25 protein-coding genes are annotated in these 23,084 nt (G+C 42.1%); 6 read left to right on the forward strand and 19 right to left on the reverse strand.

From position 1 onward, the window contains the following. Positions 1 to 39 precede the first annotated feature (39 nt). Entirely contained in the window at positions 40 to 1,446 is a 1,407-nt protein-coding gene (locus AC0KVP_RS12620) for an aminotransferase-like domain-containing protein (RefSeq protein ID WP_473337061.1), read from the forward strand. A 133-nt stretch (positions 1,447 to 1,579) separates the two neighbouring features. Here AC0KVP_RS12620 and AC0KVP_RS12625 read toward each other — a convergent pair whose 3' ends face one another. The 6 genes from AC0KVP_RS12625 to AC0KVP_RS12650 form a co-directional block, all read right to left on the reverse strand. Next, the gene (locus AC0KVP_RS12625) at positions 1,580 to 2,506 is read right to left on the reverse strand and encodes a hypothetical protein (protein ID WP_473337064.1); all 927 of its coding nucleotides are present in this window, start codon (positions 2,504 to 2,506) and stop codon (positions 1,580 to 1,582) included. Positions 2,507 to 2,524: 18 nt separating this feature from the next. Next, positions 2,525 to 3,235: an LrgB family protein gene (locus AC0KVP_RS12630; protein ID WP_339421538.1), complete on the reverse strand. Its 711-nt coding sequence runs from the start codon at positions 3,233 to 3,235 to the stop codon at positions 2,525 to 2,527. Beyond that, positions 3,228 to 3,644, reverse strand: coding sequence for a CidA/LrgA family protein (locus AC0KVP_RS12635; protein ID WP_473337066.1), 417 nt, complete (start codon positions 3,642 to 3,644; stop codon positions 3,228 to 3,230). The genes AC0KVP_RS12630 and AC0KVP_RS12635 overlap by 8 nt, the downstream gene beginning before the upstream one ends. 1 nt (position 3,645) lies before the next feature. Next, a complete protein-coding gene (locus AC0KVP_RS12640) occupies positions 3,646 to 5,298 on the reverse strand; it encodes a nitrite/sulfite reductase (RefSeq protein ID WP_473337069.1) in 1,653 nt (550 codons plus the stop codon). Between the two features lie 69 nt (positions 5,299 to 5,367). Next, on the reverse strand, positions 5,368 to 6,189 hold the full coding sequence (locus tag AC0KVP_RS12645; RefSeq protein ID WP_473337072.1) for a hypothetical protein: 822 nt from the start codon (positions 6,187 to 6,189) through the stop codon (positions 5,368 to 5,370). 295 nt (positions 6,190 to 6,484) lie between these two features. Then, positions 6,485 to 6,946, reverse strand: a complete 462-nt coding sequence (locus tag AC0KVP_RS12650) for an Lrp/AsnC family transcriptional regulator (RefSeq protein WP_473337074.1) — start codon at positions 6,944 to 6,946, stop codon at positions 6,485 to 6,487. A gap of 108 nt (positions 6,947 to 7,054) precedes the next feature. On the opposite strand from AC0KVP_RS12650, the gene rarD reads away from it, so the two are divergent. Then, positions 7,055 to 7,960, forward strand: a complete 906-nt coding sequence (gene rarD, locus AC0KVP_RS12655; RefSeq protein ID WP_473337076.1) for an EamA family transporter RarD — start codon at positions 7,055 to 7,057, stop codon at positions 7,958 to 7,960. Between the two features lie 159 nt (positions 7,961 to 8,119). Here rarD and AC0KVP_RS12660 read toward each other — a convergent pair whose 3' ends face one another. Then, positions 8,120 to 9,031 (reverse strand): LysR family transcriptional regulator, encoded by a 912-nt coding sequence (locus AC0KVP_RS12660; RefSeq protein WP_473337078.1) that lies wholly within the window; start codon positions 9,029 to 9,031, stop codon positions 8,120 to 8,122. A 147-nt stretch (positions 9,032 to 9,178) separates the two neighbouring features. Here AC0KVP_RS12660 and AC0KVP_RS12665 point away from each other — a divergent pair, with 147 nt between their 5' ends. Together AC0KVP_RS12665 and AC0KVP_RS12670 are read left to right on the forward strand one after the other, a co-directional pair. After that, on the forward strand, positions 9,179 to 10,381 hold the full coding sequence (locus AC0KVP_RS12665) for an MFS transporter (RefSeq protein WP_473340524.1): 1,203 nt from the start codon (positions 9,179 to 9,181) through the stop codon (positions 10,379 to 10,381). A 13-nt stretch (positions 10,382 to 10,394) separates the two neighbouring features. Beyond that, positions 10,395 to 10,730 (forward strand): gamma-glutamylcyclotransferase family protein, encoded by a 336-nt coding sequence (locus tag AC0KVP_RS12670; RefSeq protein ID WP_473337080.1) that lies wholly within the window; start codon positions 10,395 to 10,397, stop codon positions 10,728 to 10,730. 128 nt (positions 10,731 to 10,858) lie between these two features. On the opposite strand, the gene AC0KVP_RS12675 is transcribed toward AC0KVP_RS12670, so the two are convergent. From AC0KVP_RS12675 to madL, 9 genes are all read right to left on the reverse strand, one after another. Further along, a complete protein-coding gene (locus AC0KVP_RS12675) occupies positions 10,859 to 11,776 on the reverse strand; it encodes an acyltransferase domain-containing protein (protein ID WP_473337082.1) in 918 nt (305 codons plus the stop codon). After that, positions 11,754 to 12,632 carry a triphosphoribosyl-dephospho-CoA synthase MdcB gene (gene mdcB, locus AC0KVP_RS12680; RefSeq protein WP_473337084.1) on the reverse strand — a complete coding sequence of 293 codons (879 nt, stop codon included), beginning with the start codon at positions 12,630 to 12,632 and terminating at the stop codon, positions 11,754 to 11,756. Before mdcB ends, AC0KVP_RS12675 begins: the two co-directional genes overlap by 23 nt. Further along, positions 12,610 to 13,290: a malonate decarboxylase holo-[acyl-carrier-protein] synthase gene (gene mdcG / locus AC0KVP_RS12685; protein ID WP_473337087.1), complete on the reverse strand. Its 681-nt coding sequence runs from the start codon at positions 13,288 to 13,290 to the stop codon at positions 12,610 to 12,612. Before mdcG ends, mdcB begins: the two co-directional genes overlap by 23 nt. Before the next feature lie 10 nt (positions 13,291 to 13,300). Then, positions 13,301 to 14,017 carry a biotin-independent malonate decarboxylase subunit gamma gene (mdcE, locus tag AC0KVP_RS12690; RefSeq protein ID WP_473337089.1) on the reverse strand — a complete coding sequence of 239 codons (717 nt, stop codon included), beginning with the start codon at positions 14,015 to 14,017 and terminating at the stop codon, positions 13,301 to 13,303. A 4-nt stretch (positions 14,018 to 14,021) separates the two neighbouring features. After that, positions 14,022 to 14,909, reverse strand: coding sequence for a biotin-independent malonate decarboxylase subunit beta (locus tag AC0KVP_RS12695; protein ID WP_473337091.1), 888 nt, complete (start codon positions 14,907 to 14,909; stop codon positions 14,022 to 14,024). A gap of 3 nt (positions 14,910 to 14,912) precedes the next feature. Continuing rightward, positions 14,913 to 15,221 (reverse strand): malonate decarboxylase acyl carrier protein, encoded by a 309-nt coding sequence (mdcC, locus tag AC0KVP_RS12700; RefSeq protein WP_062035317.1) that lies wholly within the window; start codon positions 15,219 to 15,221, stop codon positions 14,913 to 14,915. Between the two features lie 5 nt (positions 15,222 to 15,226). Further along, entirely contained in the window at positions 15,227 to 16,882 is a 1,656-nt protein-coding gene (gene mdcA / locus AC0KVP_RS12705; protein ID WP_183173284.1) for a malonate decarboxylase subunit alpha, read from the reverse strand. A gap of 21 nt (positions 16,883 to 16,903) precedes the next feature. After that, the gene (madM, locus tag AC0KVP_RS12710) at positions 16,904 to 17,665 is read right to left on the reverse strand and encodes a malonate transporter subunit MadM (RefSeq protein WP_062035313.1); all 762 of its coding nucleotides are present in this window, start codon (positions 17,663 to 17,665) and stop codon (positions 16,904 to 16,906) included. A gap of 63 nt (positions 17,666 to 17,728) precedes the next feature. After that, positions 17,729 to 18,130 carry a malonate transporter subunit MadL gene (gene madL, locus AC0KVP_RS12715; protein ID WP_062035311.1) on the reverse strand — a complete coding sequence of 134 codons (402 nt, stop codon included), beginning with the start codon at positions 18,128 to 18,130 and terminating at the stop codon, positions 17,729 to 17,731. 136 nt (positions 18,131 to 18,266) lie between these two features. On the opposite strand from madL, the gene AC0KVP_RS12720 reads away from it, so the two are divergent. Further along, positions 18,267 to 18,935, forward strand: coding sequence for a GntR family transcriptional regulator (locus AC0KVP_RS12720; protein ID WP_062035309.1), 669 nt, complete (start codon positions 18,267 to 18,269; stop codon positions 18,933 to 18,935). A 305-nt stretch (positions 18,936 to 19,240) separates the two neighbouring features. Next, complete coding sequence (locus AC0KVP_RS12725; RefSeq protein ID WP_473337098.1) at positions 19,241 to 20,197, forward strand: NAD(P)-dependent oxidoreductase; 957 nt, start codon at positions 19,241 to 19,243, stop codon at positions 20,195 to 20,197. A gap of 105 nt (positions 20,198 to 20,302) precedes the next feature. On the opposite strand, the gene AC0KVP_RS12730 is transcribed toward AC0KVP_RS12725, so the two are convergent. From AC0KVP_RS12730 to AC0KVP_RS12740, 3 genes are all read right to left on the reverse strand, one after another. Next, complete coding sequence (locus AC0KVP_RS12730) at positions 20,303 to 21,016, reverse strand: FadR/GntR family transcriptional regulator (protein ID WP_168158475.1); 714 nt, start codon at positions 21,014 to 21,016, stop codon at positions 20,303 to 20,305. A gap of 216 nt (positions 21,017 to 21,232) precedes the next feature. Beyond that, positions 21,233 to 21,424, reverse strand: coding sequence for a type II toxin-antitoxin system Phd/YefM family antitoxin (locus tag AC0KVP_RS12735; RefSeq protein WP_004981514.1), 192 nt, complete (start codon positions 21,422 to 21,424; stop codon positions 21,233 to 21,235). 67 nt (positions 21,425 to 21,491) lie between these two features. Further along, positions 21,492 to 23,078 (reverse strand): aldehyde dehydrogenase (NADP(+)), encoded by a 1,587-nt coding sequence (locus AC0KVP_RS12740; protein ID WP_473337102.1) that lies wholly within the window; start codon positions 23,076 to 23,078, stop codon positions 21,492 to 21,494. Positions 23,079 to 23,084 lie beyond the last annotated feature (6 nt).

Consider the following 23,084-nt stretch of genomic DNA (forward strand, 5'->3'; position numbering starts at 1 on the left):
CAATACATGTCCTGTGCCTTTTAATTGCAGCGAACCCATATGTATAAATCAGAAAAACTTGCGCTCAGCCTGAAACATTTGATTGAAAGTGGTTTTTGGAAAGCCAACGATAAACTGCCTTCTCTACGTCAACAAGCTGAAACATCGGGTTTTAGCCTGATGACGGTGATGAATGCCTATCAAGAACTCGAAGCGCAAGGGCTGATTTATTCACAAGAAAAACTCGGTTACTTTGTGACAGGCGATGCGCGCTCAGAAAACAACTCCAATAGTGTCATCCTCAACGAAAAAATTGAAATCAACTCTAAAATTTTCAGATACTTAAAATCGATCCAATCTGAACAAATGATTCCCTTTGGCATTGCCTTTCCCAACAGCCAACTGCTCTACTCTGCCAAACTGATGCAAACGTTGGGACAACGCGCCAAACACCGTCTTAGTTATGAACAGATGCCAAGTTTACCCCCCGGGAACTTTGAGCTGAGGAAACTGATTGCGCAGCGCTACTGTATGCAAGGGATTCCAACAGACCCGTCCGATATCGTAATTACCTCGGGCGGATTAGATGCCTTAAACCTTTCCTTACAAGCTATGACCCAACCGGGTGACTATATTTTACTTCAAAAAACAATATTTTATGGCGCATGGCAAGCGGCTGAACATTTGGGCCTAAAAGTCATTAGTATTCCGGAACATGAAGAACACGGTATTGACCTTGAGGCATTTAAAGATGCAATTGAACGTTATCCAATTAAAGTCTGTTTGCTGATGCTCAACAGTCACAACCCAATTGGTTTTACGGTCAGTGATGACATCAAATATCAACTGGCAAAGCTACTGCATGAGCGCGATATTTATTTAATTGAAGACGATGTTTATGAAGAACTTTATTTTGATCATAAAAAACCGCTGTCGATGAAATACTTTGATCAGAAAAATTTGGTTTTACACTGCTCTTCTTTTTCAAAAACTTTAGGTGCGGGTTTTCGGATTGGTTGGGTCTATGCGGGTAAATTTTCGGAGCATATTCAGCATCTACAGCTGATGAGCACGCTTTCCGTCAACTCGTTTATTCAAAATGCCTTGGTCGATTATTTATCGCATCGACACTATGAAAAGCACTTAAAAACCTTACGCAACACCTTAAAGCGCCTCAAGAATCAGTATTACACTTATTTATCTGAACATTTGTCTGAAGATTATCAAATTCATTATTATCCATCGGGCTATTTCTTATGGATTACTTTGCCCGAGCAGATCAATGGCAATTTAATTTATGAGCAGCTTTTAGAGAAAAATATCAGCATTGCGCCCGGCTCATTATTTTATCAAACGGATAATATCCCACATCATATTCGGATCAATTGTTCATTTGAAATCAATGAACGTATTCAAAATGCCTTAGATGCCTTGATCCAATGTATTTATCCAGAAGCCTTTGAATAAAAGTTGAATGGTTTAAATCAAGGCTGATTTAAACCATCTTTTTATTTGAAGAGACTCACTGCCCATACTGCAAATATCACTATCCCATAGATAAAATGACATGATCAAATCGGATCATATCATTCCTCTCAAGCTAGGTATAAGATTTCTCAGCACTCATATTTTGAAAATAGGTGCGATAGATATAGACACAGCCAAGTGAAAAACCAGCCATCAGGCCAGATGCCATGGGTAAATGCATCACACTGTCTTGTGGAAAGACGAAAACCAAAAATGGAAAGGCATATACTGCTGGAATTCGCATATCAAAGAGCTTGAGCAAAAGAAACATCAAGGGCATATATATGAGGGTGAGCAAGATCCAATCTTGAATCCACAACTGCATAAGCACAGCCATTGAAATCGACAGTGTCAACACAGCAACCTGCTTAAGATACATTTTCAACGAATACATCATCATATTTAATGATTCGTACACCACCACTGTAATCGGTGGAATCAGTGCCATCGCTTCAACCTTGAAAATAGCAGCGAGTGCAAAAACAATTAAAGTAATACTGGCATATACACCTATTTTTCGTCGATCAAAATTGCCTTTTCTCTCCACGCCTTGGTTCAGTTTAAAGAGCACAACACCCAACATCAGGATAAAACTGGTGGCAAAAATCGAAATCAAAAACGATATTTCATAGGCTTGGGTCACAATCGGCAAGAAACCTGTGGCCAGTGCAGGTAGTAATATATAGTTAAACATCCGCATCACGAGCAACATGGCACAGAGAACCAAAACCAGTTTGAACAGATATGAAATCGGCATCAAGTTAATACAGAAGCCTATAACAGCGGTCAGACTCGGTAAAATAAAAATTTTATCTGGCTGATTCAGCCACTGTTTATCTCGATAGACCCACAGCCCAACCGCCATCGCCGCCATTTCAGGCAGAATAATTTCACGGTCATTCAGGGCATAGGCAACCGCCACCATAAGCCCTATAAAGACAAAGGCCACTAGATAGCTTTTGGGACTTAAGATTGTCTTTGCATGTGACATAGGATTCATATTCGATTCCTTATTGATTTAAAACGATATAAAGCCAAGTAAATACTTCGTCACTGCAATCAGCGATGGCGCAAATAGCACCATAATGATTCCTGAAATAATCATCGAGAGACTGGCAATGACGCCTTCCAATTCATGCCGCTGTCTTGCCCGAGCTATGCCCATAGCATGTGCGGCATTACCTAGTGCTGCGCCCGAAGCAAGATGATTTTTATATTTCATCCAAAGCAAAAGGAGGTCTCCCAACAACATACCGACCAAACCTGTAATCACAGTAAATAGCGGAATCAGGCTGATAGAGCCCCCCACTTTTTCGGTAAGCACCAAAGCGAAAGGAATCGAAATGGAACGCGCCAACAGGCTATTTTTAACGATGTCATCAAAATCCAATAGGCTCGCCAAAAACCAACTGCTGAAAATACCCACCAACATGGCGAGGCTAGAACTGAAGAGCAACACTTTAAAATGTTGCTGAATCATGCGGCGATAACGAAAAACAGGAATAGCAAAAGCCACTGTGATTGGACCGAGCATGGCCACCAAATATTGGGTATAAAAGTAATAGTCTTGGAACTGATGCTGTAAAAGAAAGATCAGTACGATGCTCAAGCTAGGAACAACAATAATGGGGGATAAATAGATTTTTTGTGTTCGAACAAAGAGCCTCTTTGCCATGAAATAGCACAGCACGGTCCAAACCAAGTAAAAAATTCCCCAGAATTCAGTCATTCTGATCTTCCAGTTTTGGTTCTTGATTTAGCTCTGGCTGCTTTAACAACAACCGCACGCTATATACAGAAACCATCATCACTAAAGCGGTGCTGATTAAAATCACCAGCAGAATTTTCCAACCACTGGCAATCAATAAATCCTGATATTGAATCACGCCGACCACCGGCGGAATGAAAAACAGCAGTAATTCCGCCAGTAACAGTTCTGCACCGCGTTCAACGTGGGCTAATTTCAACCACTTCATTTCAAGTAAGAACAACAGCAGAAAAAAACCTAACACCCCTGATGCCACAGGCAAATTCAACAGCTTTTGCAAGACATAAGCACAGCTCCAAACGGCCAAAATAATGATGATTTGGCAGCTCGCGGTTTTTAGCGTCTTCAGCCGAGTTCGGTCATCCAACATCTTAATTTATGTCCGCATATGCCCGCGCTTTAAATGGCTGAATCGAGACACGTTTGTAGGTTTCTAAAAAAGATTCATGCTCCAAACGCAAATCCAGATAAGTATTCAGAATTTCTTCGAGCACATCGGGAATATCTTCTGCAGGAAATGATGGCCCTAAAATATCACCGATGGATGCATCATGATCTGAGTTACCGCCTAAACTAATTTGGTAATATTCAGCGCCTTTTTTATCGACACCTAGAATACCAATATTGCCGACATGGTGGTGTCCACACGCATTCATACAGCCTGAAATGTTCAAATCAACCTTGCCTAAATGATATAAAGCATCCAGATCATCAAAACGGCGAGCTATCGCCTCATACACCGGAATAGATTTGGCATTTGCCAATGAACAAAAATCGCCACCTGGACAGCAAATCATGTCAGTCAGAAAGCCAATATGCGCACGAGCCAAATTGCCACGATCTAAGACTTGCCACAGTTCAAACAGATCCTTTTGGCGTACATCGGTTAAGGCAATATTTTGCTCATGCGTGGTTCGCAGCTCACCAAAGGTATATTGGTCAGCCAAATCTGCAATTAAACGCATTTCATCGGAAGTCATATCCCCCGGTGCTACACCCGCCCGTTTTAAGCTGATTGTGACTATGCGGTAGCCCGCGACTTTATGTGCATGGGTATTGATACTGAACCAGTGTTTAAACTTCGGATACTGTTGGAACAACGCCTCAAAATTTTCCGCATCTAAAGCTTCATAGGCAAACGGTCGAAATACGGCATCCATTTGCGCTAAAACACTAGGCTGAACTTTGAGCAGTGTTTGAGTATGTGCAAACTCAGCTTCCACTTTTTCCGCAAAGCCAGCTGGAGTGAGGGCTTTCACTAAAATTTTAATACGCGCTTTGTATTTATTATCACGGCGACCATGCAGGTTATATACGCGCATAATGGCATCTAAATAAGCAATTAAGTCTTCACGAGCTAAAAATGGCTTAATGACATGTCCCGCTAAAGGTGTACGTCCAAGCCCACCACCGACTTTAATTTGATAGCCCAATTCTCCTGCTTCATTTTCCACCAGATAAACCCCAACATCATGGAAGGTCGTGGCAGCACGATCTTGTTCAGGGTGTGCACAAACTGCAATTTTGAATTTACGCGGAAGGAATGAAAACTCTGGATGAAAAGTACTCCACTGACGAATCAGTTCACAGGTGGGACGCGGGTCTGTGAGCTCGCCCTCAACTACACCTGCATACTGGTCTGTGGTGGTGTTTCGAATACAGTTGCCACTGGTCTGAATAGAATGCATGTGTACCGTAGCGAGTTCCTGCAAAATATCAGGAACATCTTCAAGCTGCGGCCAATTCAGTTGAATATTTTGACGCGTAGAAATGTGTGCATAACCACGGTCATACTTCTGTGCAACCTCAGCCACCTTCCGCAGTTGTGCTGAGTTCATTAAGCCATAAGGCACTGCCAAACGTAGCATGGGAGCATAGCGTTGAACATATAAACCATTTTGTAAGCGTAAGGGACGATATTCTTCTTCAGTCAGTTTTCCCTCTAAATAACGCTGGGTTTGGTCGCGAAACTGTGCGACACGTTCATTTAATAAATTTTGATCAAAGTCTGTATATAAAAACATGGGGATGACCTAGGTATATGCATCAATATGAAAGAAAAGCTGTTTTGAATGGGAGATCAAAAATGCAAGTTAGGCGAAAAAAGTCGCCTGCTTTCGGGACACGCCATGTTGTAGACAGGTCTGCATATACTCGGCATAGACCGATAACTTTTCATAAATATGCTCGGCATAGAACATATCTTCAACCAACTGGGTCGCTTGCTGCTGGTTATAACTGCCATAACTCAACAATAACTGCGCATTCAATGTGGCGAATTTTTCACATAAATCGATATATTGCTGATCTTTGTTTTTAAAGAACAATTTCCGCATATTCCATTCACTACTGTCGATGATGGCATCTTGTGGATGGGTAGAAATATAGTTAATTTTGACTTTAAAAAACTGTTCCAGCTCCGCAAGTTTTTGTGTATTGAGCGCTAATGATGTCACCAAAAAAATCTGAGAGACATCAGTTCGACATAGTGCTTTGATCAATGAAAAATAGAAAAAATCGACATCATTTAATACGCTATCACTCAAATCTAAATAAACATTGAGTGCCTCAAGTACATCATCTATTTTTAGGTTTTGTTTTTGCTCTGCTTGATAGTAACGATTGAGGATATTAAGTACGGTTGGCGTTGCAGGACTGCTATAAATCACAGGATGGTTCAAATTTGCCAAGATAAAAGGCGCAAATAAAAATGCGACCTCGGCATGTTCTGCTTGAATGGCAGACTGCACAATATACTGAACTTTAGCGCTTGAAAAATCACGTAAAACTTTAGCACGTAACAAAGTCGCTTCTAAGTTTAAATACTGCTGCGCAAGTAGATGTTGCAGTTGATCTGAAAGACTCTGCCCCTCAACCAATTCAGAAATTGTATTCAGTTGCTGTGTTATAAACATTACGCCACCATCAAGATTGTGATCCCTTCTTGAATCAAATTTTCAGCTAGTTTGGTGCGAATGAGTAGCTACAGTAAGGCTTGAAAAAACTATAACAGCGTGCCTCCTTCTCAAGTTTTATGGGTACAAAACCATCAAAATTAGAAAAATAAATTCGCTATTTAAATAGAAGCCAATCCGATCATGGCGTTATTTTGAGTGCCTAAAAATTCAGAAACTACTCTTCTCTTTTCCTATTTCAAGCTGACTGTTTAGCCATTGAATCTAAAATGGAATATAAAAAGGAGAATAAAAGTTATGGCTGACAAGACACTTCTAAAGTTGTTTTGATCCGTTCTAACACAACGGTGGTTTTAAACCATTGCACATTGGCATTATGATGAAAAAGCTGATCACATAAGGCTTGAAACCGGCTCATACTTGGCACCATAAGTACCAGCATAAAATCTGCCTCGCCTGTTACGTAATAACACTGCTGCACTTCTGGAATTGAAAAACTTGCTTTCAACTCGTCAAGGTCAGTCACGTGGGTTTGATTGACGCGAACCTCAACAAAAATCGTAATCACTTGCCCCAATTTGTCTGGATCAAGCACCGCGGTATTGCCAATAATATAGCCTCTGTCTCTTAATTTTTGAATGCGACGTTGTACCGAGGCAGTTGATAAATGCACTAAATCGGCCAATTCTCGGAGTGGCGTTAAGCAATCTTTTTGCAGATGCTCCAATAAAGCGAAATCAAATTTATCCAATTGCATGAGCAGCTTCCTGCGAGAAATTTTCTCATTCAAAATAATAATTACAAGCCATTTTATCAATAGGATTGCAATAAAATATCATCCATCCATACAGTTTTAGAACCGCCTATGTCTACGCATCCCAATACAGCACTTGGTATTAGCTTAAATGTCACGGCCTCGGTATTATTTGCTTTAATGTTTGCCTATACCTCACTTTTGGGCACGCTGGCAGGTACAGAAATTTACGGCTGGCGCATTGTATTGACTATTCCATGCCTGACGCTTTTTATTTGGCTCAAAGGCAATTGGCCTCAAGTGATTGTTATTTATCGCCGCTTCTACCAAGAGCGCTTTTTCTTTTTAACGCGAATTTTATCTTCGTTTTTAATTGGGATTCAATTATGGCTGTTTATGTGGGCACCCAGTCACGGCTATGGACTGGATGTTTCACTCGGTTATTTTATGATGCCGATTAGCATGGTGATTGTCGGTCGGATTGCCTTTAAAGAGCGAATGTCACGCTTTCAGCAACTGTCCTGTATTTTTGCAGTGCTGGGGATCTTGAACCTCTTGGCGATTTCTCAAACACTGGCGTGGCCCACTCTACTGATTTGCTTAGGTTATCCGATCTATTTTTGGCTCAGACAAAAAACGGAGACGAATAATATAGGCGGACTTTGGTTTGACATGATGCTGAGTCTCCCTGTCTGTATTTTCTTTATCATGCAAGGCAGTATCGTCACAGAAAGCCTATCTGAAAGCTCACATACGCTTTGGCTCATTTCAGGACTTGGACTAATCAGTGCACTGGCTTTGGCATTTCAGTCCTTATCTGCCCCGCATTTAAACTTAAGCCTGTTTAGACTGTTGGTTTATGTTGAACCAATATTGTTAGTGGCCGTTTCAATCACCTTAGGGGAAAGCATTACTTCAGCAGAATGGCCAACCTATATCGCCATTTGGCTCGCAGTTTTTACCCTCATGCTTGAAGGATTACGCAGCTTTAAAAAGAATCGTAAACTTGCAACATAGGCATTTTTTATGCATATTTTCCTCTAGATCGCTTAAATTTAGCCGTCTAGACATGTTTTGGTGCTGAATCGAGAACTGACTTTCTGATTGTATTTAAATGGCTATTTGACTCAGTGAGTGACGTGCTGACAATTCATATTTAAAACGACATAGAGTGAATTACAGCGAACCTTTTAAATGATGATGCTGCCTCACAATACTATTCAATAAACTGGAAAAGTTGATTGCAGGTTGGCTATGCAAATCCGCCTTGAAGGCAATACCGAGTCCAATCGTAGCGGTCTTATTCTTCAGGTATTTATATTTAATCCCTTCAATTTTGAGCTGTTGGGTGGACTCAGGCACCAAAGAAATGCCCAAATTCGCCGCAACCAACGATAAAATTGAAACAATCTGAGGGGCTTGCTGTCCAATTTTAGGCGTGAAGCCATGCTGTTGGCAGCTATTTAAAATCGCGGCATACAGCCCCGCACTCACCTCTGGTGGAGAGACAATAAAGCTTTCATGCTTAAATTCTGCCAAATCTACTACCTCATCTTCTGCGGAATATTGAATCGGTAAGGCTGCAATCAATTTTTCATCGATCAAATTACGAATCGTAATGGCTTTAGGATACTGTGCAGGTGGTCGTACAATTGCAATGTCTAATTCATTATTCAATAAACTTTCAATCAAAATCAAAGAATTGGCTTCTTTTAATACCAAATTCACCTGAGGGTATTGCTGTTGAAATACTTGAATGGCTGTTGGAATTAAAGAGTTTAAAATTGAAGTGCCTGTAAAGCCAAGCCGTAGTTCTCCCAATTCGCCATTGGCCGTACTTTGGGTCAATTTCACCGCATTTTTCAGTTGGTTCTGAACGGGCAAGACCATTTTAAGAAAAGTTTCCCCTGCTGGTGTCAGAGCTACACCATGAGAGTAGCGATAAAAAAGTTCAACGCCGATTTCCCTTTCCAATTTTTTAATTTGCATACTCAACGGTGGCTGACTTATGCCAAGACGTAAGGCTGCTTTAGAGAAACTTTGCTCTTCCGCGATAGCAATGAAATATTGAATATTGCGCAGCTCCATATATTAAAGCTATACCATTATTGAGTTATATATATTATACATATATGTATGTAGTTATTAAAATAAAGCTTCTCTCCATTTTAAATCCGCCATGTTATGAAACTGAGCTCTTCACTAGAAGCAGATTGGTCTACCCCTCAACAGCCGATGCCACAGACCATCAGCCAAGGTACAGTTGAATATAAAAGAGCGGGCATGGCGCTGTTTTTGTTGGGCTTTGCCAGTTTTTCACTGATCTATTGCGTACAACCCTTACTACCGAACTTAAGTCAGAGCTTCCATATTGCACCCAGTGCAAGTGCTCTAGCACTGTCCTTAACCACAGGCTTTTTAGCCATGTCAATCGTGCTATCCAGTGCTTTTTCACAAACATTGGGCAGAAAAGGCCTCATGTTTTTCTCTATGCTTTTGGCTTCTATACTCAATGTGGTATGCGCAGTTTCACCGAGTTGGCATGTGCTCATGGTTTCAAGAAGCTTAGAAGGTTTTGTTCTAGGTGGAGTTCCCGCTGTTGCAATGGCTTGGATTGCAGAAGAAATTAGCCCCAAAAACCTAAGTAAAACCATGGGGTTATATATTGCAGGCACAGCATTTGGCGGCATGATGGGACGTGTTGGCATGGGCATTTTGACCGAGTTTTTCTCGTGGCGTATTTCCATGGCCATTCTCGGCGTCATCTGTCTGTTCTGTGCATTAGGTTTTTTGAAACTCTTACCCAATTCACGAAATTTCATTGCCCAGCAAAGTATTTCTTTTAAGTTCCATATACATGCATGGTATGCACACTTAAGTCATACACGGCTGTTAAAAATCTATGGGATTGGCTTTTTACTCACCAGTGTATTTGTCACGCTGTTTAACTATGTCACCTTCAGACTGTTTGCAGCACCATATCATTTAAGCCAAACCCAGATTAGCCTCATTTTTTTATCTTATAGTTTGGGTATTATTTCCTCTTCGATTGCAGGCAATATTGCAGACCGAATAGGCAAAAAGCAGGTAATGATTTTGGGCTTTTTGTGCATGCTCTTAGGCGTGCTACTCACTCTTTCTGCCTCGTTGTTTTTGATTATTCTCGGGATTGGCTGTGTGACCACTGGCTTTTTCATTGCCCATGCCATTGCCAGCAGTCGTGTTGGAGAGCTCGCAACATTCAATAAAGGTCATGCCACTTCCTTGTATCTGCTTTTTTATTATTTAGGTTCAAGCATTATAGGTGCCTATGGCGGAAATATCTGGCAAAGCCATGGCTGGAATGGCATCGTTATATTAAATATTTTTCTGATTCTAATTGCACTCATCGTTATTTTTTCAATAAAACCGCTTCATTCTCCATCTGTTACCCATTAGGAACATCTACATCATGCAACAACACTTATTTGTCTACGGTACTTTAGGGCCAAACAAACCCAATGCTCATATTTTAGAAGTGATTGCCGGTACATGGAGCAAAGGTTCTGTGAAAGGTTTGCTTAAGGAAGCGGGTTGGGGTGCAGAACTTGGCTTTCCTGGGCTAATGCTGAGCCCAGATGGACCAACTGTTGATGGATATATATTTAGTTCAGAGCAATTAGAGACGCTGTGGAACAGCTTGGATGAATTTGAAGGAAGTGAATATCAGCGTGTTTTAACTGAGGTCACTTTAGAGAATGGGCGAATACAACAGGCTTATGTTTATGCGTTAAACCCAAATACATAAAAAGCATGACATCATATCGTTAGCGTATAAATGTTGTGCATACATCGAAAACTTGTGTGGTATTTGAATGTTGTCCCTAATATTCAAATACCCCTAATTTTTTGAATCCCTTAACCTCATTATCAAATTCATGCAAAGTTCTGTTTTTCTAACCATGCCTGCAAGCCAGACCAACTCTTAAAGTCATCCACCGCACGTACGATACAATTTGGATTACGTTCTAATAGCATTTTACTTAAGGCGCTGCCCGGCCCAATTTCTAAGACAACATCAGGCTGATTTTCTTGTATTGCACTTAAACAAGCATCCCAATCAATCGCATGATTCATTTGGTGAATTAACGCATTCACTGCGTCTGTAGTCTTAAAAAACTTATGTCCACCCGAACCGCTAATCATGGCCGTACATAAACGAGCAAAGTCTTGCTGCTGTAAAACCTGCTGATAGGGCTGAACCGCGGCATCCATACATACAGTATGCGATGCTATGGTGACATTCAAGCGTTTAACAAAACGTGTTCCTCTCAATTCGAGTTGCTGAGCCAGCTGCTGTAAATTGGCATCAGCCCCACCCACGACAAAACTACTATCACTCAGTTTGATGGAAAGTGCGGTTGACGTTTCAGTCAACAACGGTTCAAGCGTATTAAGATTGATACCTTGAACGGCCATTAAGCCACTTGCGTGCTGAGTGGCTGAAGACATCAACGAGGCACGCTGCTGGGCTAAATACAGGCCTTGCTCTAGGCCTATCTGCGTAGCACAAATAAGTGCGCTTAACTCTCCGAGTGAATAACCTGAGAAGCTCATAAGGTCTTCAATCTCAGGTTTTAACTTTTGCCAACGACACCATTGCAAAGCAAAAATAAAAGGCTGCGCGAACTCATTCGGATACAGATCCGCTTCGGTTAAATCGGAACAAAATAGCTTCGGCAAATGCTGCTTTAAAATATCTGATACATGAAGCTCACCGGCCAGAGTCAGCAGCTCTTGCACATGCGCTAAGCTTTGGAGTCCTTGCCCACTAAATATGATTGCGAAATTCATGTTCCACCTTCAGCATGAACAAAGTCACCCCCAATAAATCAGCACTGCCCCCCGGACTTAAGCGATGCTGAACGAAATAATCTTCCACTTTAGCCACATCTTGCATCCAATTGTGTTGTAACACACCACCACGGCCCAAAAACTGCTTAGCTAGATCCTGCACAATATATAAGGCAGATAAACCACCACGCCAAACAATATTGGTATCTTGTACATAGGCCATAAGACTGAATAAGGTCTGAGTTGCAGCCTGCTGTGTATTGGCTGTTTTGGTATAAATGTCGATATACGTTGGCAAGGCAACATCCATCACCGTTTTAAAACCTGAAGCCACTTCTTCAATCGCCCCTGTGATGCCATATTGACTACGCATACGTTGCCCATGACTGTTGGGATTTCGCTCTAAATGATGTAACAGTTCATCCTGCCAAGTGCTTTGAATTTTTTGACTGATCGAGCCTGCATTCAAGGGACTATTATCTGCTAGACATTGCCCGACTGCTGCACTGGCAAAACCTAAATTAAAAATCGCCCCTTTATGGGTATTGATCTGCTGAGTTGCAATCATCATTTTTTGTTCAGCTAAAATGCCACACTGGCGAATCTCGTCAAAATCGACATCGTGATACCCATTCAAACATTGTGCCTGAAAATAGCCCTGTAAAGCATCCACACTACATTGGAACAAGCTAAAGTCCATGTCACGATGACTGCCCTGCGAACTTGGGCAAACCAAACCGGGCTTATGTTCTAAACTGGCTTCATCCAATAACGCCATACATGCCAAACAGTCTAAAGTTTCAGCAGTAGTGATAATGCTTGGACATAAAACTTCATGTGGTTGTGGTATCTGCATATTCAAGCTTCCTTTCGAATAATTGTTCTAATCTCAGCATCTCGACACGCTGAATTCCTTTTACGATCACTTGCTGTTTCATTTCAGAAAAAACCGCAATTAGTTCATTAAATGACACATGCCAGTCCGGATGGATTTGAATCTCGCCATCTAACTGAATAGAACTCTGGGCTTGGACTTGTTGAATGAACTGTAAAATTTCCGGTACATCATGTTGATGCTGTGGATACAACAACAGATCTAAGTCTGAAGTCGGTCTGACATAAGCCTCCTGCGTAAGAGACTGGTAGGCATAGGAGCCATAGACATACACTTTGCAACCCAATTGTTCTAAGTTGTCTGCAAAATCACTCCACACTTTAGGTTGTAGGAGCTGCGAGTCAGCTTCTAACAAAGCCTGTAGAGAAAGTGGTCGAGTGATCTGCTCGATCTCGTGTTTCTCTACTAAGCACGCCACACGATATTTATAACCCTCAAGCAAGCAGTTGATCGCCAGCTTCACTTGTCCCGTATCCACATCTTCCTGCCGACAAACGGTCATTGGAATATGTTGATTCAACAACTGATACACCTTTTGTTTCACTGTTTCTGGTAAAGAAACATCTAAAAAATGTAGGGTTGCTGAATCACGAAGATAAGCTAAGTCATGACGATCCATATCTGCTTCCTTAACTGTGGACAACTTTCTCGATGATGGTATTACACAACACACGTCCTTGACGCTGCTGCCCCACCACACGGCGTTGATCTGTCATATAACTGTCCAGATGTTGCTGTTGCTTTAATAATGCTTGGCTGACCCAGTCGGTCTCCAAATCTGGCCAAATAGCATTGATTGCGCCCATTTTGTAAAAGTTTTCTGCCCCTGGGGCAAAAATAGCTGAGCTTTGTGACAACTCTTTTAACTTTTCGACTGGAATTTTAGTTACCCGTGCCATCGCATTTAAGTCCATGACTTTCACTTGCGAATCACTGAGTGCATAAACTTCGTTTGCCATTAAGCCATAAGAAAGGAAGCCGCCACTGACCGCTTGACCAAAAATAATCGCGAGATTGGCATGTCCACTTCTGCGCAGTAGATCAACACAAGATGCCAAATGCGCGAAGGTACGGTTTAAGCACAATAACTCATCCGCACGGGAAAGATCTTGGCCTTGCGTATCCACAATAAATACCACGGGAGTTTTATTGCCTTGTTGTACCAATTTCAAAATTTCTGAGGATAATTGAATGGCAATGTCTTGATTGATGGGCGCTGCATTAACTGTACCCAAAATCCGTACTGGACCTGCATCCGTCTGCGCATTACCCTTAATCACATAACCTTCGATCTGATAATCCAGTTGACGCGGAAACAACTGTTGTAAAAGTAATTCTGTATTCATGAGCTCATCCTTGCTTTAACAACACAACTTCATGGGCAGACAACATCGGAATTTTTTCTGGCTGTGAAATTCCCATGTCATGCCAAATCTGTAAACCATCATTTTTACCAAACCAGCGTTGGTACTGCTGCTCAAGCTGTTGCTGCTGTTGCAATAATTGTTCTAAGTTTAAAGGAGCAGCTTTGGCGTCTAGTTGCGTTAAAATCGCATCACGAATATCTGCAATATCATCCTCGACCAAAGCCTGTACATGGTTCAGTAAATAACGATGTTTACCGCCTGTAACGCGCCAAACCAGAGCACGGTCTTTCGAGTCAAATTCTTCTACGCCTTTCACTGTTTCAATCACTTCTGGGCCAGACAGTGCCAAACGCCCTTCTTCCGTCATGATGATGGCACTGCTCAAACAGGCACTGATGCCCATCCCACCGAAAGCGCCACAGGTTCCGCCAATCACGGTAATAATGGGAATGCCTGCATTTCTTACCTGCAACATGGCACGCATAATTTCGGAAATGGCAATGAGACCTGCATTGGCTTCATGCAGACGCACACCACCTGAGTCGACAAAAAACAGTACCGCTTGCGCTTGATCTTGAATGGCTTTATGCAAGAGACCGACAATTTTCGCCCCGTGGATTTCACCCACAGCCCCACCCATGAATTGACCTTCTTGAGCCATGATATGCACTGGTGTTCCGTTTAAACGCGCTGTACCAATAATCACGCCATCATCAAAACTACCTGGAATATCCAAAGCAGACAGGTGTGGGCTAACTTCAATTTCAGCCGGTTTGAGTATTTCATTAAAACTCTGAGCATCGACGACCGCTTGAATACGCGCACGTGCGGTTTTTTCATAAAAACTATTTTTGAGCATCACTTGATCCATGTTCTATACTCCCTTAAACATAGATATTGCTTGGCTTAAGCGTAGATTCACCACCGCTGGGGTCGCGCCCATATCATTTAACTGAAATTTAAGCCCTGCTACCGCATGACGTTGTGCAAACTCGTTCAGTACAGACTGCCAAACATGTTGAAAACCGACGGCTGATGTCGTGACTTCAATCTGACAAATATCCGCCTGATCATGCTGTGAAACCAAAACTTCTAAATTTCCAGAACCAACCACACCACAAATGACTGCCGCTTGTTCAGCGCTCAGCGGTGTTGATTGCAATTCAAATTTTAATTTTTCCATGTCGATCACCAATTTCTGAAACGGCTTGGCGGGTTGTATAAACCACCTGACCATTTAACTAAATCTTTTACTGATTTTGCTGCCAACAAATCACGGCTGACTTGGGTGGGATCAATGCCTAAATCTTCTGGGCGTTGAATAATCCCACGCTTGCGTAACTCATCCACTTTGGCCGTATCGCGTTTCATGCCAACAGGGGTATAACCTGCAACACCACGGATGGCTTGCTCGCGTTCTTCTGGTGTACGACACAACAACAGGTTGGCAATCCCTTCCTCCGTCACAATGTGTGTGACATCTTCACCATAAATCATGATAGGTGGCAGTTCGCTGTCCATTTTTTCTTGCAATTGCCACGCATCAAGTTCTTCGACAAAAACGGGATGCATATGCTCACGATAGGTTTCAACGGTTTGCACCACCAGTTTGCGACCTTTAATGAGTTTGCCATCCACTGCTTCACGGCCTGCTTTGGTATAGGCATAACTGGCATGACGACGCCCGTGCGGATCAGAACCCATATTCGGTGCACCACCAAAACCCGAAATACGGTCTACAGTTGCGGTTGAACTGTTGCCTTGTAAATCAATCTGTAAAGTCGAACCAATGAAGAGATCGCAGGCATATAAACCCGCAGTTTGACTAAAAGCACGATTGGAGCGCATGCTGCCGTCACTACCTGTAAAGAACACATCTGGACGTTCTTTAATATAATCTTCCATCCCCACTTCAGAACCAAAGCTATGAATCGATTCGACAAATCCACTTTCAATGGCAGGAATTAAAGTCGGGTGCGGATTCAAAGCCCAATTGGTACAAATCTGTCCCTTTAGTCCTAAGGATGCCCCATAGGTAGGCAGTAACAATTCAATCGCCGCGGTATCAAAACCAATACCATGATTTAAACGTTGAATTTGATATGGTGCATAAATACCTTTAATAACCATCATCGCCATTAAAATTTGCACTTCGGTAATTTGTGCAGGATCACGGGTAAACAAAGGTTCTATATAGTTATGCTTGGGACTTTCGATATAAAAATCGACCCAATCCGCAGGTACATCGACACGCGGTAACTTATCGACAATTTCATTAACCTGCACAATCACAATACCGCTTTTAAATGCTGTCGCTTCAATAATCGCGGGCGTATCTTCCGTATTCGCACCTGTATAAAGGTTGCCCTCACGGTCAGCCGCATGTGCCGTAATCAGGCAGACATTTGGCGTCAGATCGATAAAGTAACGCCCATACAGCTCGAGGTAAGTATGGATCGAACCAATACTGATTTTTTGCTGCTGAACCAATTGTGCTAGACGTAAACTTTGTGGGCCTGCAAAGGAAAAATCGACCTTAGAAGCAATGCCTTTTTCAAAGACATCAATATGACTGGGTAAAGCCAATACTGACTGCACGATATGTAAGTCATGAACCACCTCTGGATTACACTGACTTAAACTCTTTGACAAAAAGTCGGCCTGCTTTTGGTTATTACCTTCTAAACAAACGCGATCACCACTGGAAATTACCGTTTCCAAAAGTTCAATCACCCGAGCATGCTCAACTTGTTTTGCAAAGCCTTTTTCTTTGGCAAGATTCAACTTTTCTTGTCTACGGGTGCGCTGCTTATCCCATAAGCGCGTCTTAACCATTTGGTTCATAGGGTCACCTTTATGCTGTGCTTAGCCGAAGATGGCATTAATTGTGAGAAAAAATACAGAGGGTCCAAGTAAGCAACCAAGACCGGTATAGAAGGTTGCGACCAATGCACCATAGGGTACTAAACGCACATCAGTTCCTGCCAAACCTGCTGCTGTACCACTGGTCGTTCCCGCCATTCCACCAAAAACCATGGCAGAACGTGGACTTTTGAGATACATAAATTTTGCGAACAACGGCGTACCCACCATGAAAAACACCGCCTTGATCAAACCAATTGCAATTGATAATGCAATCACTTCTGAGCTTGCACCAATGGCTGAACCTGTTACTGGTCCAACAATATAGGTCATCGCACCTGCGCCAATCGTGGTCATCGAAACGGGATCTTTATAGCCCATCAACCAGGCCACCATTGCACCAATCAAAAATGGAATCACGCAACCCAGTGCAAGCGCGATCAAGCCCACTTTTCCTGCTTTTTTCACTTCTTTGACGTCGACTTCAAACGCCGTTGATGCGATGGCCAAATCACGAATCATGGCACCACCGAGTAAAGCAAAACCTGAGAAAATAGCGATATCTGAAATGCCCTTTTCACCTTGAGTATAAATCCCTGCAAAATAAGCCAAGACTAACCCCATAGTGATGGCAATGGCTGAGCTTTGTAACTTCCCTTTGGTAAGATATTTAGACAAAAGATGCGACACATACATCATCAACCCAGTCACTGCGAGCGCCGCGACGAGGGAATTTTTGGTAAAAACCGTAATTATTTCTTCCATTGCGTTTCTTCCTTGTAACCGTACAACTGATTGTTATTTCGTGTTATGACAACACCCTTGTCCTTAAGCGGCTTTTTCAGTCTGCTCTACAGCCCATTCATAGCTGTCATAATCGCCACTGGATTTATTCAACCAACGAATCACCAAGACGGTACCAATCAAAGATGCAAGCGAAACAATCAGACCTAACATCCCGCCCGACATAGCAGCAACTACGTTTTGACCTGCCGACATGGCAACCACAATCGGGATATACATACCTGACCAGTACAACACACCAAATTGAGTCACTTGTGGTAAGTGCCCACGTTTAGCTAACAGTTCCTTCGATAGAATTAATAAAATCATGGCGATGGCCACACCACCTACATTGGCTTGGACACCAAGGGCAATCCCGAGGGCATTGCCTAGATAAACACCAAGTAAATGGCAGACTGCCAATATGGCTGTTCCGTAAATAATCATTGCTGAATCCTCCCTGGATCATGCAGCGCTTCTAATAATCTGACTTATAATTTGCTATAGTTATAGCTTATCTGTATCCAGTGTACAATGCTTTGTACTCAAATAAACATAAATTGTATACAATTTTTGGTGATGTATGACTTCAATTGCGGAACTTCCTCTTTCTATTCAAATTAGTAAAAAGTTAGAGGATGATATTATTTATGGCTTTTTCCTACCTGGGACTAAGCTAGATGAACAAGAGCTTTGCGACCGCTATGGTGCTTCACGCACCCCGATTCGTGAGGCATTAAAGCTATTGGCCGCTGAAGGTTTAGTTGAAATTCGCCCACGTCGTGGTGCAATTATTCCAGCCATTAATTCACTTACCCTTTGTGAAATGTTCGAGGTGATGGCTGAATTAGAAGCCATGTGTGGACGTTTAGCAGCACGGCGCATTCAACCTGAAGAAAAGCAAGAATTACAGCGCTTACATCAGTTATGCCAAGACTATTTAAATCAGAACGACTCAGAAAATTATTATGAGGCCAACCGTTTATTTCACTTTGCCATTTATCAAGCCAGTCATAATGCCTTTTTAATTGAACAAGCATGTACCTTGCACAAACGTTTGCACCCCTACCGTCGCCTACAACTCCGCGTTAACCATCGAATGAATCATTCATTTTCAGAGCATAGCGCAATCTTAGAGGCCATTTTTTCAGGTCATGAACAAGAAGCTGAGGCCTTGCTGAAAGCGCATGTGGTGATTCAAGGTGAGAAATTTACGGACTTTATTTCAACCTTAGAGCATTTAAATACTTAACTAAAAACTGGACTTGTTTGAGCTGAGTTGTTCATGCTTTTTGATGTTTAGCTTCATGTTTAAGACCATTCATGTAGCGAAGATAAATACCAAGAAATACGTATCGATTTCTTGGTATTTTTTCTTGATGAGTGCCTTGATTAGAGCAGTATCAGGCCCCTCTCCTTCCTAAAAACTCACCGAATTGAAATCAAAAAGTGGCTTGAAAGATGCGCAACTGCCCTGCGTATAATGATGTGATATAGAAATCAGCACCCAGATGACATATGATGTCTTATATCCAGTTTTATATTGAATACTTTCTTATGTCGACTCTCAAAGTAACCTGTGCCGAAAAATATGTCTTAATTGATCAAGCATTTCAATTCGATTTTCCTGTGCAATACAGCGAATTTCAGCAACTCGATCAAGAACAGTTTCAAACACAAGTCCATAATCAAGATGTCATTATCATTAGTGATTTAAATGTTAACGAACAAGTTTTAGCCAACAACCCCAATCTAAAGCTCCTCGCACTCTGCTCAACTGGCTTTAACCACGTCAATCTGCCTCTGCTCAAACAACATGGTGTGCAGGTCTGTAATATCCGTGGCTATGCAGGCGATGCCGTTGCCGAACATGCGTTTACCTTAATGATTAATTTAATTAAAAATTTTCCTCAACAGGTTGATGGCGTTAAACAAGGTCTCTGGTCAAATGGCAACAGTTCATTTTATCTTGCTGCCCCAATGGGTGAACTTAAAAACAAGACCCTAACCATCATGGGTAAAGGTGAAATTGGCTTATCGCTAGCGCAAAAAGCCGAAGCATTTGGCATGAAAGTCATTTTTAGTGAGCGTAAAAATGCGGCGCAATGCCGTGATGGATATGTGCCATTTGAGCAAGCTATACAACAAGCAGACATTCTGTCTTTACACTGTGAGTTAAATGCTGAAACTCAACATATGATTGATGCAGCTGTACTCAATCTCATGAAAGACAAAAGTATTTTAATTAATGTCGGACGTGGTGGATTAGTGCATGATGCCGATCTGATTACAGCAATTGAAAGCAAAAAAATTGCAGGTTTTGGTGCTGATGTATTGGATCAGGAACCGCCTGCCGATGACCATCCGCTACTCCAACTGCAACGCCTGCATGCCAATGTCATGATTACTGGGCATATTGCTTGGGGTACAGACGAAGCACAACAACGTTTATTTGACATTTTACAAAGTAATATCAATCAAAATATGCAAGGTGTAGAACAAAATCTTGTTTAAATACATCATACCTCAATAGGCTTTGTATCAATAAAAAAGCAGCAGACTCGAATTAAGTCATGCTGCTTTTTTATATCAGAACTTTAATCGTCGTTAAGTCCGAAACTATTGCTTAAACTTTTTAATGCTTTTTGATAGATGAGCACGCATCATTTGACGCGCCAAAAGTCCATCTTGATCTACAATCGCATTGAAAATATTGACATGATCATGGTGTACTGTTTTTAAATAATCTTCACGATTCACAGGGCTGTGTTCAATGGATTTTACTCGCGCGCGCGGAATAATTTTTTCACCTAAGTATTTCAGAAAATCAACAAAATATTGATTTTCAGATGCCTCGGCAATTGCAATATGAAAGTCATAATCAGCTTTCACTGTACCGTCATTCACATCAGACGAAATATGCTTTTCAAAGTCATCCAGTGCTACTTTCATTTTATCGATATGCACTTGTTTACGGCGTTCCGAAGCAAGAAATACTGCCTCTGACTCCAAACTAATCCGCAATTCCAGTAAGGCCACAATGTCATTGATGGTTTCTAGGCTGGCATTTGAAAGTAAAAAATTTTGTTCAATAGAATGTTCTTTGACAAAAGTACCAATGCCATGACGGGTCTCGACATAACCGAGAGAACGTAATTCGGTAATAGCCTCTCGAATAACCGAACGACTCACTTCAAACTGTTCAATCAGTTCAAGTTCTGTCGGAATTTTTTCTCCAACCGTAAAGTCTCCTGATTGAATTTTTTCAATCAATTGCGCGACGATGATTTGGCTTAATTTTTTTGTTGATCTAGATTTAATCGCACTAGACATAATGAAAGAGACTCACCAAATATTGGAAAATTAGAGACTTAGTTTACTATAACCCGACCCAATAGTCCTATAGTAAGTTGTTTGGACTTCAGTTGTTATCGGGAGTGGGGATACATCATATCAGTCTGATCCTGCCATTCAAACTAACACTGTTTATTCAAAAAAGGAAATACACGCCTGACATGCTCGGGCACTATATTTTGAAGCCCCAAGCCTTCAGTAAGATTCGGACTGTTTTGGAAATTTCGCCTCAAATTCTGCTTTTTTATAAGCCTCATAGGAAGCCTTGCTGATCATGACCGCAGACTCTCGGCCTTTTCTGGTGATTTCGACAGGATCACCCGCGACTGCTTTATCCATAATCATGGACAACAGCGCTTTAGCATTACTGCAATTAAAACTTTCCATAGAATACTGTCCTAAATAAAGCCACGCCATGATCAATCACAGCGTGGCTTTTGTTTAATCCATTGAATTAAAGTGCTGCTTTAGTCAATTCACCATTAATCAAACGATTAATTTGTAATGGATTTTCATCTTTAAGCGCTGCTGGCAACAGAGCTTGTGGGGTATTTTGATAACACACTGGACGCATGAAACGTTCAATTGCGCCCGTACCAACCGAAGTACCACGCGCATCACTTGTCGCAGGGAATGGACCACCATGTACCATGGCATCACACACTTCTACCCCTGTTGGGAAGCCGTTAAACAACACACGACCCGCCTTACGCGTAAACAAAGCCAACAATTGAGCTGCCGTTGCTAATTCAGCATCTTCACCAATAATGGTTGCCGTCAATTGACCTGCAAGTTGCTCTAGCCCTTGTAACAGCGTTGCTTCATCATCGACTGCAATCACAATTGACATTGGACCAAACACTTCGTGTTGTAATTTGGCATTACCTGCCAATAACACACTTTGGTCTGCTTGGAACAAGTTCGCTGATGCTTGTGAAATCAACGTCGCTTCTTGACCTTGAGCAATCAATTCAAAGCCAGCTTCGGTTTTTAACTCAGCAACACCTTGTTGATAGCTTTTTAAAGTATCTGGATTCAACATCACTTGTGGCACAGCTTGCTGTGTATGTGCAATTAAGCCTGCAACAAACTGATCAAACTCAGGGCTTTTCACGCCTAAAATTAAACCCGGTTTGGTACAGAATTGACCACAACCCATGTTAAATGAAGCAACCGTGTCTTGTGCAATTTGTGCACCACGTGCAGCTAATGCCTGTGGCATCACCACAACTGGGTTCACGCTCGACATTTCGGCAAATACAGGAATGGGTTGAGGACGGTTTTGCGCAATATTGTATAGCGCCATACCACCTTCCAAAGAACCCGTGAAACCTACTGCTTGAATCAGTGGATGTGCCACCAAATCTGCACCAATACGACCACCAAAGATCATATTGAATGTACCCGCTGGCATTGCACAGTTCACAATGGCTTTTTCAATCGCTTCACCAACCAGTTCCGCAGTCGCCATATGACCTGAGTGAGCTTTAAACACGACTGGACAGCCCGCAGCCAAAGCTGCAACCGTGTCACCACCAGCGGTAGAAAACGCCAATGGGAAGTTACTTGCACCAAATACTGCAACAGGACCTACAGCCACTTTGCATTGGCGAAGGTCAACGCGAGGCATTGGCTTACGTTCTGGCAATGCAGGATCAATACGTGCGCCATAGAAATCGCCACGACGTAACAACTGAGCAAATAAACGCAACTGGCCCGTTACACGACCTGTTTCACCTTGCAAACGAGCCAAAGGTAAACCTGTTTCCAACGATGCAACTTCTTGAAGCTTTGGACCCAAAGCTTCAATCTGCACTGCAATTTCTTCTAAAAATTCAGCACGTTGCTCTTGTGTCGTTTGGCTATATACAGCAAAGGCAGCATCTGCAGCTTTTGCAGCAGCATCCACTTCTTCAAGCGTTGCTTGGCTGTAGACATAACCCGTCAGTTGGTAGTCAGTTGCGTTAATGCTTTCAATTGCAGGTGCATGTGTTGCGACACGCTGACCATTGATAAATTGCTTACCATTATTAATTGCCATGAATAA

Source organism: Acinetobacter sp. DL27 (genome assembly GCF_055810995.1).

What these genes read in the sequence shown, in the direction of transcription:
- AC0KVP_RS12620 (WP_473337061.1), top strand. Translation starts at nt 40, where the DNA reads ATGTATAAATCAGAAAAACTTGCGCTCAGCCTGAAACATTTGATTGAA.
- AC0KVP_RS12625 (WP_473337064.1), bottom strand. Translation starts at nt 2,506, where the DNA reads ATGAATCCTATGTCACATGCAAAGACAATCTTAAGTCCCAAAAGCTAT.
- AC0KVP_RS12630 (WP_339421538.1), bottom strand. Translation starts at nt 3,235, where the DNA reads ATGACTGAATTCTGGGGAATTTTTTACTTGGTTTGGACCGTGCTGTGC.
- AC0KVP_RS12635 (WP_473337066.1), bottom strand. Translation starts at nt 3,644, where the DNA reads ATGTTGGATGACCGAACTCGGCTGAAGACGCTAAAAACCGCGAGCTGC.
- AC0KVP_RS12640 (WP_473337069.1), bottom strand. Translation starts at nt 5,298, where the DNA reads ATGTTTTTATATACAGACTTTGATCAAAATTTATTAAATGAACGTGTC.
- AC0KVP_RS12645 (WP_473337072.1), bottom strand. Translation starts at nt 6,189, where the DNA reads ATGTTTATAACACAGCAACTGAATACAATTTCTGAATTGGTTGAGGGG.
- AC0KVP_RS12650 (WP_473337074.1), bottom strand. Translation starts at nt 6,946, where the DNA reads ATGCAATTGGATAAATTTGATTTCGCTTTATTGGAGCATCTGCAAAAA.
- rarD (WP_473337076.1), top strand. Translation starts at nt 7,055, where the DNA reads ATGTCTACGCATCCCAATACAGCACTTGGTATTAGCTTAAATGTCACG.
- AC0KVP_RS12660 (WP_473337078.1), bottom strand. Translation starts at nt 9,031, where the DNA reads ATGGAGCTGCGCAATATTCAATATTTCATTGCTATCGCGGAAGAGCAA.
- AC0KVP_RS12665 (WP_473340524.1), top strand. Translation starts at nt 9,179, where the DNA reads ATGCCACAGACCATCAGCCAAGGTACAGTTGAATATAAAAGAGCGGGC.
- AC0KVP_RS12670 (WP_473337080.1), top strand. Translation starts at nt 10,395, where the DNA reads ATGCAACAACACTTATTTGTCTACGGTACTTTAGGGCCAAACAAACCC.
- AC0KVP_RS12675 (WP_473337082.1), bottom strand. Translation starts at nt 11,776, where the DNA reads ATGAATTTCGCAATCATATTTAGTGGGCAAGGACTCCAAAGCTTAGCG.
- mdcB (WP_473337084.1), bottom strand. Translation starts at nt 12,632, where the DNA reads ATGCAGATACCACAACCACATGAAGTTTTATGTCCAAGCATTATCACT.
- mdcG (WP_473337087.1), bottom strand. Translation starts at nt 13,290, where the DNA reads ATGGATCGTCATGACTTAGCTTATCTTCGTGATTCAGCAACCCTACAT.
- mdcE (WP_473337089.1), bottom strand. Translation starts at nt 14,017, where the DNA reads ATGAATACAGAATTACTTTTACAACAGTTGTTTCCGCGTCAACTGGAT.
- AC0KVP_RS12695 (WP_473337091.1), bottom strand. Translation starts at nt 14,909, where the DNA reads ATGGATCAAGTGATGCTCAAAAATAGTTTTTATGAAAAAACCGCACGT.
- mdcC (WP_062035317.1), bottom strand. Translation starts at nt 15,221, where the DNA reads ATGGAAAAATTAAAATTTGAATTGCAATCAACACCGCTGAGCGCTGAA.
- mdcA (WP_183173284.1), bottom strand. Translation starts at nt 16,882, where the DNA reads ATGAACCAAATGGTTAAGACGCGCTTATGGGATAAGCAGCGCACCCGT.
- madM (WP_062035313.1), bottom strand. Translation starts at nt 17,665, where the DNA reads ATGGAAGAAATAATTACGGTTTTTACCAAAAATTCCCTCGTCGCGGCG.
- madL (WP_062035311.1), bottom strand. Translation starts at nt 18,130, where the DNA reads ATGATTATTTACGGAACAGCCATATTGGCAGTCTGCCATTTACTTGGT.
- AC0KVP_RS12720 (WP_062035309.1), top strand. Translation starts at nt 18,267, where the DNA reads ATGACTTCAATTGCGGAACTTCCTCTTTCTATTCAAATTAGTAAAAAG.
- AC0KVP_RS12725 (WP_473337098.1), top strand. Translation starts at nt 19,241, where the DNA reads ATGTCGACTCTCAAAGTAACCTGTGCCGAAAAATATGTCTTAATTGAT.
- AC0KVP_RS12730 (WP_168158475.1), bottom strand. Translation starts at nt 21,016, where the DNA reads ATGTCTAGTGCGATTAAATCTAGATCAACAAAAAAATTAAGCCAAATC.
- AC0KVP_RS12735 (WP_004981514.1), bottom strand. Translation starts at nt 21,424, where the DNA reads ATGGAAAGTTTTAATTGCAGTAATGCTAAAGCGCTGTTGTCCATGATT.
- AC0KVP_RS12740 (WP_473337102.1), bottom strand. Translation starts at nt 23,078, where the DNA reads ATGGCAATTAATAATGGTAAGCAATTTATCAATGGTCAGCGTGTCGCA.